We start from the raw sequence: 15,786 nt of genomic DNA on the forward strand, positions 1-15,786 counted from the left end.
GCAAACTCTTATTTATATTTTGTTGTGCTAATGGTTAAACACCAAAAGCTAATAGCCCTTAAGCTGTTACTTCTAATAATGTTCTTGGATCTGTAACTACACCTTCAACAGCTGTAGCTGCTGCTACTAGTGGAGACGCTAATAATGTTCTTGATCCAGGACCTTGACGTCCTTCAAAATTACGATTAGATGTTGATACTGCTAATTTTCCAGCTGGAACCTTATCATCATTCATAGCTAAACAAGCCGAACATCCTGGTTCTCTTAAAACGAATCCAGATTCTTCTAATATCTTGTCTAAACCTTCTTCTTTAATCTGGTCTACAACCTTATGTGATCCTGGAACTAACCAAGCTGTAATATTATCTGCTTTTTTACGGCCTTCAACTATAGAACAAAATGCTCTAAAATCTTCAATACGCCCGTTAGTACATGAGCCTAAGAAAACATAATCTACTTGCTTTCCAATCATATTGTCTCCCTCATTAAACTTCATATAGCCTAACGATTTTTTATAGGTTTCAACACCGCCTTCTACTTGTTGTGCAGTTGGAATTGACTTTGTTACACCAATTCCCATTCCTGGATTGGTTCCGTAAGTAATCATCGGTTCTATATCGGCTGCATTATAATTAAACTCTGTATCAAACACTGCATCGTCATCAGTTTTAAGCGTTTTCCAATATGCCATGGCCTTATCCCAATCTGCTCCCTTTGGAGTATGTTTTCTTCCTTTGATGTATTCATATGCTTTTTCATCAGGAGCTATCATACCACCTCGAGCACCCATTTCAATAGATAAGTTACAAACCGTCATACGACCTTCCATACTCATATTTTCAAAAACATCACCAGCGTATTCAACAAAATAACCTGTAGCACCAGATGTAGTTTGTTGCGCAATAATGTATAACGCTACATCTTTTGGTGTTACTCCAAAACCTAGCTGCCCATTTACGTTAATGCGCATTTTCTTTGGTTTAGGTTGCATAATACATTGCGTAGATAATACCATTTCAACCTCTGAAGTACCAATACCAAAGGCAATAGCACCAAACGCACCATGCGTAGAGGTATGTGAATCTCCACAAACAATAGTTGATCCTGGAAGTGTAATACCATTCTCTGGTCCTACTATATGAACAATCCCATTATTTCTGTGCCCCAAACCCCAATGTGAAATACCATATTCAGCGGCGTTATTTGCTAAAGCATCTAACTGGTTTGCTGATAAAGGGTCTGCAACTGGCAAATGTTGATTCCATGTAGGTGTATTATGATCTGCAGTAGCGAATGTGCGCTCTGGGTACATAACTCCAATACCTCTTTGTTTTAAACCAACAAATGCAACAGGACTTGTAACTTCATGGATAAAGTGGCGGTCAATAAAAAACACGTCTGGTCCATCTTCAATTTTTCTAACAACATGTGAATCCCACACTTTGTCAAATAATGTTTTACTCATAAATAATTTAGATTTTTGTATTACTAAAATTTAAACATTGCATATTTTACAACGAAAGAAACAATAGCACTGTACAAATTTATATTTTATTACAGTTATTTAAAACTTTACGCGCTATTGTTATTGAATTTTTATAAAATTGCCAATGATTAACGTGTTATTTGAATTTTATTCAATAAAAGTAGAATATTGGTTACAATTTTTGAACTTGAAATTTAAGGTTAAAGTACGCCTACTCGACCTGCCAAGTTTTGAAAATCTGATAGGGCTTTAGAATAGCGTTTGTTGCTCATCCTCATTAGGAATGGTTAACGAATAGCCTAGTTCTGAATTCAGTTTTTTAATGAAGTAAGCCGACAACAATGGAGACTCTTTTTCAATGTTTTGATGAATGAAAAAATCAATTTCTTTAATGCCTTGATTTTTCCATAATTTTAAGCGTTCCACCCAATCATCCAAACGTGAATAATCTGACGGATGATTTGCCCCAACATAACGCACAAAAGCAGTGGCATTGGTTAATCGCATATGCATTAAATCGCGTCGTCCAGCAGTATCAACAATCACGTTTGAAATATTATGAGTTTCTAAAAGTTGGTATAAATCTTCTGCAATCGCGGTATCGTTATACCAATTGGTATGTCTAAATTCTATGGCTAACGGGATGTCTTTTGGCCAACTTTCCACGAAAGTGATCACTCTATCAAAATCTTTAGGTGCAAAATTAGAATGCATTTGCAGAAATATAGTCCCTAATTTTTCTTTTAAATTTGAAGCATTATAAAGATAATTTTCGACAACCTCTTGGGTTTCATTAAGACGTTTCCAATGGCTAATTTCTTGATTCAGCTTCGGAAAAAATTTAAATCCTTCAGGTGTTTTATCATACCATTTTGAGAATTGTTCAGCAGGAAATATTCTGTAAAACGTAGCATTCATCTCAATAGAATTAAATTGCGATGAATAATACCCCAACTCATCTTTTGTGCCTCTTGGGTAAAACCCCATAAGGTCTGCCCTATTCCATTTGGCACAACCTACATAGATTTCTGGAATATTATCATCCTTTACTTTTCCAAGTATTTTTTTAGTATCAAGATGATCATTTGGTAATGTAAAGTCTATCAATTCTGGATTGTCAACGCTTCCAAATTTCATATAAAACTATTTTTTATCAAAGGTATGTATTTATAGATTCACGATGAATAACAAAATTTTAACATTCCGTTTAAATAAAATGTATTAATTTTGAAACGTTCATTTCAAATAGATATGCCCAAAGTAGAAACATTTGATAGAGATTTTGTTATTAAACAAGCAACAGCTGTATTTCATGATAAAGGTTATAATGCCACGTCAATGCAAGATTTAGTTGATGCTACCGGCTTAAATAGGTCTAGTATTTATAACAGTTTTGAGAATAAGCATAACTTATTTTTAGAATGTTTAAATAGTTATCAAAATTACTATAAAGAACAATTAAACGATAAATTATTTAAGGCATCAACCCCTCTTGAGGCTATTGACTTTTTATTTGATTTGTATTTAAAAGATATTGTAGAAGAAAAGAACAATAAAGGGTGCTTGATTGTTAACTGTAAATCTGAAATGGCAAATCATGACAAACCGATAACTCAATTTTTAATAAACAATCAAAATTTAATGATTGATTTATTAGAAGACATTATTGCTAAAGGTCAAAAAGAGTTATTAATTAACAAAAAAATGACATCAAAAGAATATGCTTTATACCTCTATTCGTCTATACAAGGCTTTAGAATGACAGGTATTTTAACAAATAACAAGCAAGAATTACAAAGTATTATTAAAACAGTAAAACAAACATTAATATAATTTTTTTTAAACACATTTGGAACGATTGTTTCAAATTAAAAACAAGTACTTATGAGTAAATTAAAAAACAAAGTAGCAGTAATTACAGGCGCAAATAGCGGAATAGGTTTAGCAACAGCAAAACTATTTTTAAAAGAAGGCGCAAAAGTGGTGCTTTCTGGCAGACGACAAGAAGCATTAGATGAAGTATCAAAAGATTTAGAAGGCGATTTTATTACCGTTTTAGCAGATGTAGGGAAACCAGAAGACAATACTAATTTAATTAAAGTAGCGAAAGCAAAATACGGTAATATTGATATTTTATTTTTAAATGCTGGTATAGCACCCCCTACTCCAATTACTGATATAACAGGAGAACATTATGATGACATATTTAATATAAATGTAAAAGGGCCCATACTAGCTGTAAAAGAAGCGCTTCCAAATATGAATGATGGAAGTGCTATACTATTTACAACATCAATTGTAAGCCAAAAAGGATTTGACGGTTTTGGAGTGTATTCTGCCAGTAAAGGTGCATTACGCTCTTATGCTAGAGTTCTAACTTCTGAGGTTAAATCAAGAGGCATTAGAGTAAATTCAATTGCACCAGGTCCAATTGAAACTCCTATTTATGGAAAAATGGGATTACCACAAGATGTTCTTGATGGATTAGGAAAAGAATTTGGACAGCAAGTACCACTAGGTAGATTTGGTACTTCAGAAGAAATAGCAAATACTGCTTTATTTTTAGCATCAGATGATGCCTCTTTTGTAAACGGTATTGAAATTGAAGTAGATGGTGGTTTAAGTCAAATATAAAATCACATAAACTTCTATACAAAAAGGTTGAACATATTACATGCTCAACCTTTTTGTTAATAACCTCGTTAACAATTATGAAGTCAAGAACTAAATTAAGGGGTTTTAATTGATACTTTTAATGAAAATCTACAATATTATGGACTCCAGACAATTCAATCTTAAAAGTATCAGACCAGAATTTTTAAGTACTACAATTAACGATAATATGAGTACTGATGAACGCTTTCAGAATTTAGTATTACGACCAATTATTAAGTTACAAAATGATTTATTGATAGCTGTTTTTAGAAATTACATTGCTAAACATAAATCTGTTTTTTATGATTTGTCTTTAGAAAAACGTATGGTTTACATTGAAAATGCTATTCAAAAAGATATGAAGCTTCGTAATTCTATGAAAGGCATGATTATAGGGTTGTTTACTGTGGAAGAATATCTTATTTATATTGAAAATTCTTCGGCTTTGAACAAGCGTATGATGAACATTGTAAAAGAACGTTTATTAAGCCATATTCAATTATTTGAGAAACCTGAGTTGCTGGCTGCGGTTTAGAATATTTAAAAACTGATCACCTTTATCATCTCGAAATGAGGCACGATTGAGACATCTCATTATTTATGGTTAATATGCTAATAATGATGTGATTTCTCCTAATGTCGAAATGACTTAATGTTTTTCTACCAAGTTACTCAATCATAGAAACTCCATTCAAATCGGTAGTCAAAACATCACTCATATAATCAAAAAATGGGCGAATAGCTTTAAAAGCACTATCTATTTCATTTAAAAAATTAGCGTCAAGCACTTCCTTATCGGTATATTTTTTAGTGAAGATATATTGTTTTTTCTTAATTAAATCAATGGCTTTATGGTCTTTTGCAAAACCTCTAGGAGCAGACTTAACTTCATCACCTATAAAAGAATCTCCCCAAACCGAATTGAATTTTTTATTTGCTAGAATCTCACGAATTTCAGAATCATCCATTTCAAATTCCTTACGAATTCTTAATAAATCTGCTGGGGCTGGTTCCCAAAATCCTGTAGCTATAAAACTTTCATTATTGGGCTGAAGATGTAAATAATAACCGCCTCGTAATCTAGGTTTTGTTCTGTGAAACGAGCCTCCAAAATGCGTTTTATAAGGCAGCTTGTTTTTTGAAAAACGGACGTCTCGATAAATTCTAAAAATCTTGAGTTTATCAATATCATCGTGCTTATTGAGATTCTCAAAAATGGCATTGTAAAATAACTTTACACCACCTTCTATTGTTTTAAATTCAGGTTTATGCTCATTAAACCAATCTCGATTATTATTCTTTTCTAATTTCTTGAAAAACGAAAACACTTCTTTTGAAACTACTAAACTCATCATTTTAATTTTTTATAAAGCTACAAAAGCTTTGGTGTTATTCAAATTCTATTTTATTAAGAATTAAACCAGAAGCAGGAGCTATATATTCCATTTTAATCTTACTATCTGCTTCTAAACTGTTTTTAATATCTTGAAAGGTTAACTTACCTTTTCCTAAATCGACAAGTGTTCCCATCATCAATCTAATTTGATTACGCATAAACCCTTTGCCTTTCACTCTAAGTATATAGGATTTTTCAGGAAAGTAATTGGCGGTATAAATAGTGTTCTCCACCAGTTCACATTTTAAAATCTCTCGTGTATAAATACCTTTTTCGGTTGGTTTATAGCAATAGGACCATAAATAGTTTTCACCCTCAAAAAGTTTAGCACCTTTTTTCATAAGCTCTATATCTAAATCATCAAGAAAAGTAGTCATTATTGGCGCACAAAACGGATGGCATTTTTCACCATAGGCAAACAGGTATAAATACTCTTTAGTTTTTGGGTTATTGATAATGTTGAATTTTGAATCTACTTCTCTAATTGATAAAGCCCTAATATCTTGCGGAAGATTATAATTAAACAATTCAAGAAACGCCTTAGTGTCTTCTATAGGTTCAGATAAAAACAATTCAAAAGCGGCACATTCCGCAGAAACCATAGCATCTGTTCTGCCAGAGCTTAAACTTTTAAAATACTTGCCTTCTAAAATATAATTTAAGGTTCTATCAACCATCAGGTGTAATGTTTTTACATCGGGTTGTTTTTGCCAACCATGAAAGCGATATCCTAAATATTGAACATTAATAACGTAGAAAAAATTTTTCATCTTGAATTTTAACAGCTCGAAAATTAGTGTATTTATAATTTGTTACAAAAAATTTATACATTGTAATAGTTTATACTAATTTAAAACCACTAATTATGACACAATCATCATCAAACAAACCACCAATTTGGTTCTGGATAGTAAGTGTAATTGCGCTTGTATGGAACGGAATGGGTGTTAACGCCTATTTGCAACAAGCATATAATACAGAAGGTTATAGAGCAATGTATAGCGATGAACAACTTGAAATTACTTCTAATATGCCAGCATGGGTAACTGCTGCTTTTGCTATTGCTGTTTTTGCTGGTGCTTTAGGAGCTATAGGTTTATTACTTAGAAAATCTTGGGCAGTTAAACTTTGGTTACTATCATTGGTTGCCGTTATAGTACAAATGGGATATATCTTAATTAATGATTATGTTTCAAGTTTAGTGATGACTATCATGATAATAGTTTTCGCATTTATATTTGTATGGTTTGCAAGAAAATCTGAAGCTAAAGGATGGTTATCTTAAAAAAACTAATGTCACATTGAACGCAGTCGAAACCCTTAGAAATATGAGCTTTTAAGTATTTTGACTACGCTTAATGTGACATTAAAACTAAAAACTTACTTTTAATAGTAACCGCTACGTTTTATTTATGTCTCCCTTTTAATTCTTCTTCAATATCTTTTAAAGTAAAGCCTTTTGCTTGTAGTAGCATTAAGTAGTGAAATAATAAATCAGCCGACTCATATAAAAATAACTCATCATTATTATCCATGGCTTCAATAACGGTTTCAACAGCCTCCTCGCCTACTTTTTGCGCTACTTTATTGATGCCTTTTGAAAACAAACTTGCCACATAAGATTTTTTAGTGTCTTTGTTTGCAACGCGTTCTGAAATCACAGCTTCTAAAGTTGAAAAGAACCCATAAGACGATTTATTTTCTTCTTTCCAACAGGTATCTGTTCCTGTATGACAGGTAGGGCCAACTGGATTCACTTGAATTAATAATGAATCGTTATCACAATCATTTTTAATATCAACAAGGTTTAAAAAGTTTCCGCTTTCTTCACCTTTAGTCCATAAACGCTGTTTGCTTCTACTGAAAAAAGTCACTTGTTTCGTGTCTATTGTTTTTTGATAAGCTGCTTCATTCATATACCCTAACATCAAAACATTTTTTGTTGTAGCGTCTTGAATAATGGCGGGGACTAGACCGTTTGAATCGTATTTAATTTTCATAACTCAATTTTATGTGATGCTGAAACAAGTTCAGCATGACGACTAAAGCCGTACTTCTATATTATTCTTTTTTAATTCTTTTTTCAAATCTGGAATAGGAATTTCACCGAAATGAAATACACTTGCTGCTAATGCTGCATCAGATTTTCCTTCTGTAAAGGTATCTATGAAATGTTGAACATTACCTGCGCCTCCAGATGCTATAATCGGGATATTTAACTCCTCAGAAAGTTTAGCTAAAGCTTTGTTTGCAAACCCGTTTTTAGTACCATCATGATTCATCGATGTGAACAAAATTTCACCAGCACCACGTTCTTCAACTTCTTTTGCCCATTCAAATAAATCAATTTCCGTTGGAATGCTTCCTCCGGCTAAATGTACTTTCCATTGTCCATCCACCTGTTTTGCATCAATAGCAACCACTACACATTGACTCCCAAATTTATCTGCTAATTCATTTACCAATTCAGGGCGCTTTACTGCCGATGAGTTAATCGATACTTTATCTGCTCCACATTGTAGTAAAGCGTCAACATGCTCTACACTGGAAATACCACCACCTACTGTAAATGGAATGTTGACTTGTTCTGCCACATGTAAAACCATATCCAGAGTAGTTCCTCTATTTTCTAATGTTGCAGAGATATCTAGAAAAACGAGTTCGTCTGCTCCACAATCTGCATATTGTTTTGCTAATTCAACAGGGTCTCCTGCATCGCGTAAATCCACAAAATTAACGCCTTTTACGGTGCGTCCATTTTTAATGTCTAAACAGGGTATGATTCTTTTTGTTAGCATTTTTATGAGTCTTTAGTCTTTAGTTTCTAGAAATTAGTTTAGTTTGTTTTGTGATGATCTATTCATCTTTTGAATTTCATTACACAGATTAATTAAAGGTTCTATTTTGTCTTTAGAAATGAAATTTAATTTTAAAGACAATAATAGTTGTGTTTTAAGCTCTGATGTTGAGCCATTCGCTATAGATAAAAAATGAATAAATTTCTTTTTGGAGTTTCTCCCAGCACCTTCTGTTATGTTTGAAGGTATATAAATACTACAACTTTTTATTTGAGAAATTAATCCAAAACGTTCTTCGTTTGGCAGCTCATTAGATAACAAATAAACTTGCTCTACTAAACGCATAGATTTTTTCCAAATATGTAAATCTTCAAACTTATTCATTCTAAATACTTATTACTAAAATCTAACTACTATTATAGGCTATACAAATTTTTCTAATTGTTGAAGACTAATTCTATCTTCGTAAATCGCTTTACCAATAATAACACCTTCACAACCTAATTCAATTAACCTTGGTAATTCATCAATATGAGAAATCCCACCAGAAGCAATTAATTTTATAGATTGCCCACTACTACTATTAGAGCACTCTCCAATAATTTCTTTATACAAATCGAACGAAGGGCCTTCAAGCATACCATCTTTTGAAATATCAGTACAAATCACATACTGAATCCCTTTTTTTTGATATCCTTTTATAAACGGTATTACATCTTCTTTACTTTGTTCCATCCAGCCGCTAATAGAAACTTTTCCAGCATCACTATCAGCACCCAAAATAATTTTGTTACCACCATATTTGTTAATCCAACCTTCAAAAGTTTTTGGATCCTTAACTGCAATGCTTCCGCCTGTAATTTGGCGTGCGCCAGAATTGAAAGCAATATGCAAATCTTCATTGGTTTTTAAACCGCCTCCAAAATCAATTTTCAATTTTGTTTTTGAAGCAATTTGCTCTAGAACTTTATAGTTTACAATATGTTTGGCCTTAGCGCCATCTAAATCTACTAAATGCAAATATTCTATCCCTGAAGCTTCAAACATTTTTGCAACTTCAAGTGGGTTTTCGTTATATACTTTTTTAGTATCGTAATCCCCTTTGGTTAAGCGAACGCACTTTCCGTCTATGATGTCTATGGCTGGTATTATTCTCATATTATAATTCTAAAAAATTCTGTAATATTTTTGCTCCTGAAACACTACTCTTTTCAGGATGAAACTGCGTACCATAAAAATTTTCATGTTGTAATGCAGATGCATAATTAATCTCATAATCTGTGGTTGCAATGGTTTCATTACAATGCTCAGCATAATAACTATGTACTAAATACATGTATTCGTTTTCTTTGACTCCTTTAAATAAATCAGATTTTAATTCTTTAATAACATTCCATCCCATTTGTGGTACTTTCACATTATCTGAAAAGCGTTTTACTTTGGTTTGAAAAATGCCTAAACCTTCAGTATCGCCTTCTTCGGTATGTAAACACATGAGTTGCATACCCAAACAAATCCCTAAAACGGGTTGTTTAAGTGTTGGAATCAATTTGTCTAATCCACTTTCTTTAAGCATTTTCATTGCTGAACTTGCTTCTCCCACACCTGGGAATATAATTTTATCTGCTGATTTTATTTCTTCTGCATCATTTGATAAAATCGCATTATACCCTAAACGATTAAAAGCAAACTGAATGCTTTTTATATTTCCAGCTCCGTAATTTATTATTACTAATTTCATTTCTTCTCGATACAATTTCTCATCCTTCGAAATTACTCGAAGTGACAAATCAATTTAAAGCATTCCTTTTGTACTTGGTAAAAACATCTTGTTAGCATCACGTTTTACAGCCATTTTCATTGCTTTAGCGAAAGCTTTAAAAATACCCTCAATTTTATGATGTTCGTTTGTGCCTTCTGCTTTTATGTTCAAATTACATTTTGCGCCATCGGTAAACGATTTGAATAAGTGGAAAAACATTTCAGTAGGCATATCCCCTATCTTTTCACGTTTAAATTCGGCATCCCACTCTAACCAATTTCTTCCGCCAAAGTCAACTGCTACTTGCGCTAAACAATCATCCATAGGTAAACAGAAACCATAGCGCTCAATACCCAATTTATTTCCTAAGGCTTTGTTGAATAATTCTCCTAAGGCAATCATGGTATCCTCTATAGTATGGTGTTCATCAACTTCTAAATCACCAGCAACTTTTATGGTTAAATCCATGGCACCGTGACGCCCAATTTGATCTAGCATATGATCGAAAAAAGATAAACCTGTATCAATGCTGTTTTTACCTGAACCATCTAAATTTAATTTTATATAGATTTGAGTTTCATTGGTATTACGTGTAATTTCTTCAACTCTATCTTTAAGCTTTAAAAACTCGTATATTTCTGCCCAATCTGTACTTGTTAAAGCAATAGAATTTAAAATATCCTGTTTTGAGGTTTCAATTTCATCAGCTCCTAATTCTGGATCTTCAGACAAATAAATACCTTTTGCACCAAGATTTTTAGCCAATTCCATATCGGTAATTCTATCACCTAAAACAAACGAATTTGCTAAATCGTAGTCCTTAGAAAAATATTGAGTTAATAAGCCTGTTCTTGGTTTGCGTGTATCCGCATTTTCATGAGGAAATGTTTTATCAATATGAATTGCAGAAAACACCACGCCTTCTTTAGCAAATGCATCAATAATTTTATTTTGAGCTGGCCAAAACGTGTCTTCTGGGAAACTATCGGTTCCTAAACCATCTTGATTAGTAACCATAACAAGTTCATAATCCAACTCCTTGGCTATTTTAGCCATGTATTGAAACACTTTTGGATAATATTCTAACTTCTCTAAACTATCTAATTGATAATCAACAGGGGGTTCTAATACTAATGTTCCGTCTCTGTCTATGAATAATACTTTTTTCATTTTATTATCATTCCTGCAAAGGCAAGAATTTATTTAAATTATTTACTCCATTGTGGATTCCGCATTAAGTACGGAATGACAAAATTACTCTAACTCTTTTAACGATTTAATTAATACATCGTTTTCTTTTGATGTTCCAACCGTAAAACGCAAACAATTTTCACATCCAGGTTGTGTGGTTCTATTTCTAATGACTATACCTTTTTCAATCAACTGATTGTAACGTTTTGTAGCATCATCAACTTTAGCCAACACAAAATTAGCATCTGACGGGTATATTTTAGAAATAAAATCAACAGATTTCAATTTTGTTACTAACGCATCGCGTTCTTTTAATATATCTGTAACTTGTTGTTTTGTTATTTCATATTGCTGCTCTAACTGTGATATTGCTTTTTGCTGTGTTAGCTCATTCACATTATAAGGCGGTTTAATTCGATTTAAAACTGAAATAATCGCCTCGGAAGCAAAACAAATACCTAGTCTAATACCTGCCATTCCATAAGCTTTTGATAAGGTTTGTGTGACAATTAAATTAGGAAATAGATTCAATTTGCTAGCCCAACTTTCTTCATTTGAAAAATCAATATAAGCTTCGTCAATAACCACAATACCTTTAAAATTGTTAATCAATTTTTCAATAGATTTAGCTTCAAAACTATTTCCTGTTGGGTTATTAGGCGAACATAAAAACAATAACTTTGAATTTGAATCGGCTATATCTAATATTTCATCAACTTTTGGTTGAAAATTTTTATCTAGCTGAACACTTTTAATTTTAATCGCATTAATATTAGCCAAAACACTATACATTCCATACGTTGGTGGCAAGGTGATAATATTATCTTGATTAGGTTCACAAAACGCCCTGTAAATTAAATCTAAAACTTCATCGCTTCCATTTCCTAAAAGCATATTCTGTTGTGGAATCCCTTTTATATTGGAAAGCAAAGACTTTACCGTACGCTGTTGCGGATCTGGATAACGATTTACACCGTTCTCGAACGGATTCTCATTCGCATCCAAAAACACCATAGCATCACTATTGCCTTGATATTCATCTCTTGCCGATGAATACGGTTTTAGTGCCTTTACTGTTGGTCTTATTAAATCTTGAATGTTCATTTTATATGTTTCAGACCTGTCAGGTTTTTGAAACCTAACATATCTTGTATTTAATTATTTTTTCAAATCTTTTAATCGAATACTCACAGCATTTTTGTGAGCTTGCAAACCTTCAGCTTCCGCCATTAACTCTATAGTTTCTCCTATATTAAGTAAGCCTTCTTTAGATATTTTTTGAAACGTCATACTTTTTGTAAAGCTATCCAAATTTACTCCAGAATACGCTTTTGAAAACCCATTAGTTGGCAAAGTATGATTAGTACCTGAAGCATAATCTCCAGCACTTTCAGGTGTGTAATCACCAATAAATACTGAACCTGCATTACTAATACCATTAACATACAAATCTTCATTTTTAGAACAGATGATAAAGTGTTCAGGACCATATTCATCAATCATCTCTAAAGCGATAGTATCATTTTCAATATATATCAACTTTGAATTGGAAATTGCTTGTTCTGCAATTGCTTTACGCGGAAGTACCTCCAATTGCTTTGAAACTTCACCTGAAACGTCATCAATCAATCGTTTTGATGTTGAAACCAAAATCACTTGACTATCTATACCGTGTTCTGCTTGACTCAATAAATCTGAAGCAATATAAGCTGCATTGGCGGTGTCGTCTGCCACTACTAATAATTCACTTGGGCCTGCAGGCATGTCAATAGCAACACCATACTTTGTTGAAAGCTGTTTTGCAACAGTAACAAATTGATTTCCTGGACCGAAAATTTTATACACTTTTGGAATACTTTCTGTACCAAAGGTTAATCCTGCAATGGCTTGAATACCTCCTACTTTTATAATTTTTGTAACACCACACAATTTTGCTGCAAATAAAATTTCTGATGCTAATTGCCCGTCTTTATTTGGTGGTGAACACAAAACAATTTCTTTACAACCAGCTATTTGAGCTGGTACTGCCAACATTAAAACTGTTGAAAATAAAGGTGCAGTTCCTCCTGGAATGTATAGACCCACTTTTTGAATTGGTCTTTTTTCTTGCCAACACTGCACACCGTTTGTTGTTTCAATATTGATTTTAGAAGTTTTTTGAGCTGCATGAAATATTTCAATATTCTGTTTTGCTTGCTTGATAGCATTTTGAAGCTTCTCAGGAACCTGTTGAATTGCTTTTTCAATTTCTTCAGAAGTAACAACGTTTGACTCTAAAGAAATACCATCAAACTTACTTGTATATCTTTTAATCGCTTCATCACCATTTTTTGACACATCAATAAATATTTCATTGACTGTACCTTCAATATCATCAACCGTTTGTGTAGGGCGTTTTAAAATAGACGTCCATTCACTTTTCTTCGGATTATTAATTGTTTGCATTCTTAATTTAACTTTGAGTTAAAATCATGAGGTTTTCGCTTTCGCGCAAATAACAAAATATGCTAAAGCACCATTTTTTCTATTGGACAAACTAAAATACCTTGAGCGCCTTTAGCTTTCAAATCGTCTATAACATCCCAAAACTGATTTTTGCTTATTACAGAGTGAATTGAACTCCAACCTGCCTCAGCTAATGGTAAAACTGTTGGGCTTTTCATTCCTGGCAAAATATCAATAATATCTTGTACCTTATCATTTGGAGCGTTAAGTAAAACATACTTGGAGTTTCGTCCTTTTAAAACCGATTGGATTCTAAATTGAATGGTTTCTAAAATCGCCAGCCTTTCGTTGTTTAATTTTGGAGATACCGCTAAAACGGCTTCTGACTTTAAAATGGTATCTACCTCCTTTAAATTGTTTTTAAACAAGGTGCTGCCACTAGAAACGATATCGCAAATAGCATCAGCTAATCCAATATTTGGTGCTATTTCAACAGAACCATTAATAATATGAAGATTGGCATTTACATTGTTTTTATCTAGAAATAATTGAACGGTATTTGGATAAGAGGTAGCAATGCGTTTGCCTTCTAAATCTTTGATGGTGTCATATTTTTGATCTTTTGGAACAGCAATACAAACACGACATGAAGAAAACCCTAGTTTCTCTACAATGTTGATTCCTTCTCCTTTTTCAATTAAGACATTCTCTCCAATAATAGCAGCGTCCACTACGCCATCTTTTAAATATTGAGGAATATCACCATTTCTCAGATAAAATACTTCAACAGGAAATCCTTTAGCTGAAGCTTTTAATTGATCTTTTCCATTATCAATAGAAATACCAATGTCTTTTAATAATCTCATCGAGTCTTCGTTTAAACGACCCGATTTCTGTACTGCAATTCTTAGTTTACTCATTTTCTTTTTGTTATGAGTTTGAAACAATCTAGTTGATTTTAGAAATGAAAAACCCGCTTGATTGTCTCAAACGGGTTTAAAAATATATGTTGATTTTACTCAATACATTTTCACTTCGCTTGAGAGCAAATATGAAAATGATGATGTAATTGAATAAAAGTCATGTTTTTTTATTAACAGTGCAAATATCTATAATTTATATGATTAAATCCAAATTATAAATACAATTCTTGAAACAATTCAATATTATTAATATTTATCTATAAAAAAATTAATAATTTCTAAAGAATGTATTAAATGCTCAATTATTTTATTGATTTCCAAGAATAATTGGCATACCACTATCTCCAGACCCAATAACAATAACTTTACTGTTTGATGATTCTGAAAGTTTAACAGTTGCTTCAATTCCTTTATCCTGAAGGATTTTATCTGTTAATGATGCGCTTAGAATTCTATTTGATTCTGCTTTACCTTTTGCTTCAATAATTACTTTCTCAGCTTCTTTTCTTGCACTTTCAAGTCTAAACTCATATTCCAATGATTCTTGCTCTTGCTTTAATTTACGCTCAATAGCTTCTTTAATTGTTGGAGGTAAAGTGACATCTCTTACTAGCACCTCATTTAATTGAACAAATTGTTTATCAAGTATTTTCTTGGTTTCTTGAAAAATTTCAACTTGAATGGCATCACGTTTAGTTGAATACAAGTCATCTGGCGTATAACGCCCAATAACACTTCTTGCAGCACTTCGAATAGCTGGCTGTATAACGCGTTGCAAATAGTTTTGACCTAAAGACTGGTGTAAATTCCCCAATTCATCATAAACAGGCTCATACCATGCAGAAGCATCAATTTGAATTTCTAATCCGTTTGAAGACAACACTTTCATTTTTTCGAAAAGCTCTTGCTGACGTACTTCATAAATATATACCTTATTCCAAGGTGCAACAACATGAAACCCTTCTCCCATTGGTGGTTCATCAACAACAACACCATCTCCAAAGGTTTTAAAAAGTACTCCAGCTTCACCAGAATCTATAGTTACTGCTGATTTTGCTAATACTACTACTAATATAATTGCCCCTATTATAAAAGGCAATGCTACTTTTGGCAATTTTTCCATTATTTAT

The 15,786-nt window shown here is 32.6% G+C and carries 18 protein-coding genes; 4 read left to right on the forward strand and 14 right to left on the reverse strand.

Annotated elements, in window-relative coordinates:
* Nucleotides 1-58: 58 nt before the first annotated feature.
* Nucleotides 59-1,465: a 3-isopropylmalate dehydratase large subunit gene (leuC, locus tag Q0739_RS08390; protein ID WP_298238270.1), complete on the reverse strand. Its 1,407-nt coding sequence runs from the start codon at nt 1,463-1,465 to the stop codon at nt 59-61.
* 270 nt (nt 1,466-1,735) lie between these two features.
* Nucleotides 1,736-2,623, reverse strand: a complete 888-nt coding sequence (locus tag Q0739_RS08395) for a DUF72 domain-containing protein (protein WP_298238271.1) — start codon at nt 2,621-2,623, stop codon at nt 1,736-1,738.
* A gap of 90 nt (nt 2,624-2,713) precedes the next feature.
* On the opposite strand from Q0739_RS08395, the gene Q0739_RS08400 reads away from it, so the two are divergent.
* The 3 genes from Q0739_RS08400 (at nt 2,714) to Q0739_RS08410 (ending at nt 4,676) form a co-directional block, all read left to right on the forward strand.
* The gene (locus Q0739_RS08400; protein WP_298238272.1) at nt 2,714-3,319 is read left to right on the forward strand and encodes a TetR/AcrR family transcriptional regulator; all 606 of its coding nucleotides are present in this window, start codon (nt 2,714-2,716) and stop codon (nt 3,317-3,319) included.
* A gap of 51 nt (nt 3,320-3,370) precedes the next feature.
* The gene (locus Q0739_RS08405; protein WP_298238273.1) at nt 3,371-4,120 is read left to right on the forward strand and encodes an SDR family oxidoreductase; all 750 of its coding nucleotides are present in this window, start codon (nt 3,371-3,373) and stop codon (nt 4,118-4,120) included.
* 139 nt (nt 4,121-4,259) lie between these two features.
* On the forward strand, nt 4,260-4,676 hold the full coding sequence (locus Q0739_RS08410; protein ID WP_298238443.1) for a glyoxalase: 417 nt from the start codon (nt 4,260-4,262) through the stop codon (nt 4,674-4,676).
* 133 nt (nt 4,677-4,809) lie between these two features.
* Here Q0739_RS08410 and Q0739_RS08415 read toward each other — a convergent pair whose 3' ends face one another.
* Both Q0739_RS08415 and Q0739_RS08420 read right to left on the reverse strand, forming a co-directional pair.
* Nucleotides 4,810-5,493 carry a DUF2461 domain-containing protein gene (locus Q0739_RS08415; RefSeq protein ID WP_298238444.1) on the reverse strand — a complete coding sequence of 228 codons (684 nt, stop codon included), beginning with the start codon at nt 5,491-5,493 and terminating at the stop codon, nt 4,810-4,812.
* A 37-nt stretch (nt 5,494-5,530) separates the two neighbouring features.
* Nucleotides 5,531-6,307: a tRNA pseudouridine(38-40) synthase TruA gene (locus Q0739_RS08420; RefSeq protein WP_298238274.1), complete on the reverse strand. Its 777-nt coding sequence runs from the start codon at nt 6,305-6,307 to the stop codon at nt 5,531-5,533.
* A gap of 95 nt (nt 6,308-6,402) precedes the next feature.
* Here Q0739_RS08420 and Q0739_RS08425 point away from each other — a divergent pair, with 95 nt between their 5' ends.
* Entirely contained in the window at nt 6,403-6,822 is a 420-nt protein-coding gene (locus tag Q0739_RS08425; protein WP_298238275.1) for a hypothetical protein, read from the forward strand.
* Between the two features lie 121 nt (nt 6,823-6,943).
* Here Q0739_RS08425 and hisIE read toward each other — a convergent pair whose 3' ends face one another.
* The 10 genes from hisIE to Q0739_RS08475 all read right to left on the reverse strand — a co-directional run bounded on the left by hisIE (nt 6,944) and on the right by Q0739_RS08475 (nt 15,779).
* Nucleotides 6,944-7,537, reverse strand: a complete 594-nt coding sequence (hisIE, locus tag Q0739_RS08430) for a bifunctional phosphoribosyl-AMP cyclohydrolase/phosphoribosyl-ATP diphosphatase HisIE (protein ID WP_298238276.1) — start codon at nt 7,535-7,537, stop codon at nt 6,944-6,946.
* A 42-nt stretch (nt 7,538-7,579) separates the two neighbouring features.
* Nucleotides 7,580-8,335: an imidazole glycerol phosphate synthase subunit HisF gene (gene hisF / locus Q0739_RS08435; RefSeq protein WP_298238277.1), complete on the reverse strand. Its 756-nt coding sequence runs from the start codon at nt 8,333-8,335 to the stop codon at nt 7,580-7,582.
* A gap of 33 nt (nt 8,336-8,368) precedes the next feature.
* The gene (locus Q0739_RS08440) at nt 8,369-8,719 is read right to left on the reverse strand and encodes a four helix bundle protein (RefSeq protein WP_298238278.1); all 351 of its coding nucleotides are present in this window, start codon (nt 8,717-8,719) and stop codon (nt 8,369-8,371) included.
* A gap of 39 nt (nt 8,720-8,758) precedes the next feature.
* Nucleotides 8,759-9,493, reverse strand: coding sequence for a 1-(5-phosphoribosyl)-5-[(5-phosphoribosylamino)methylideneamino]imidazole-4-carboxamide isomerase (gene hisA, locus Q0739_RS08445; RefSeq protein WP_298238279.1), 735 nt, complete (start codon nt 9,491-9,493; stop codon nt 8,759-8,761).
* A gap of 1 nt (nt 9,494) precedes the next feature.
* Nucleotides 9,495-10,076 (reverse strand): imidazole glycerol phosphate synthase subunit HisH, encoded by a 582-nt coding sequence (gene hisH, locus Q0739_RS08450; RefSeq protein WP_298238280.1) that lies wholly within the window; start codon nt 10,074-10,076, stop codon nt 9,495-9,497.
* A 54-nt stretch (nt 10,077-10,130) separates the two neighbouring features.
* Nucleotides 10,131-11,267, reverse strand: a complete 1,137-nt coding sequence (gene hisB, locus Q0739_RS08455) for a bifunctional histidinol-phosphatase/imidazoleglycerol-phosphate dehydratase HisB (RefSeq protein WP_298238281.1) — start codon at nt 11,265-11,267, stop codon at nt 10,131-10,133.
* 84 nt (nt 11,268-11,351) lie between these two features.
* A complete protein-coding gene (gene hisC, locus Q0739_RS08460) occupies nt 11,352-12,392 on the reverse strand; it encodes a histidinol-phosphate transaminase (RefSeq protein ID WP_298238282.1) in 1,041 nt (346 codons plus the stop codon).
* Between the two features lie 54 nt (nt 12,393-12,446).
* A complete protein-coding gene (gene hisD, locus Q0739_RS08465; protein WP_298238283.1) occupies nt 12,447-13,733 on the reverse strand; it encodes a histidinol dehydrogenase in 1,287 nt (428 codons plus the stop codon).
* 62 nt (nt 13,734-13,795) lie between these two features.
* Complete coding sequence (gene hisG, locus Q0739_RS08470) at nt 13,796-14,653, reverse strand: ATP phosphoribosyltransferase (RefSeq protein WP_298238284.1); 858 nt, start codon at nt 14,651-14,653, stop codon at nt 13,796-13,798.
* Between the two features lie 310 nt (nt 14,654-14,963).
* Nucleotides 14,964-15,779, reverse strand: coding sequence for a prohibitin family protein (locus Q0739_RS08475; RefSeq protein ID WP_298238285.1), 816 nt, complete (start codon nt 15,777-15,779; stop codon nt 14,964-14,966).
* Nucleotides 15,780-15,786 lie beyond the last annotated feature (7 nt).

This window comes from uncultured Algibacter sp. (genome assembly GCF_947487605.1).
Lineage (GTDB): Bacteria > Bacteroidota > Bacteroidia > Flavobacteriales > Flavobacteriaceae > Algibacter_D.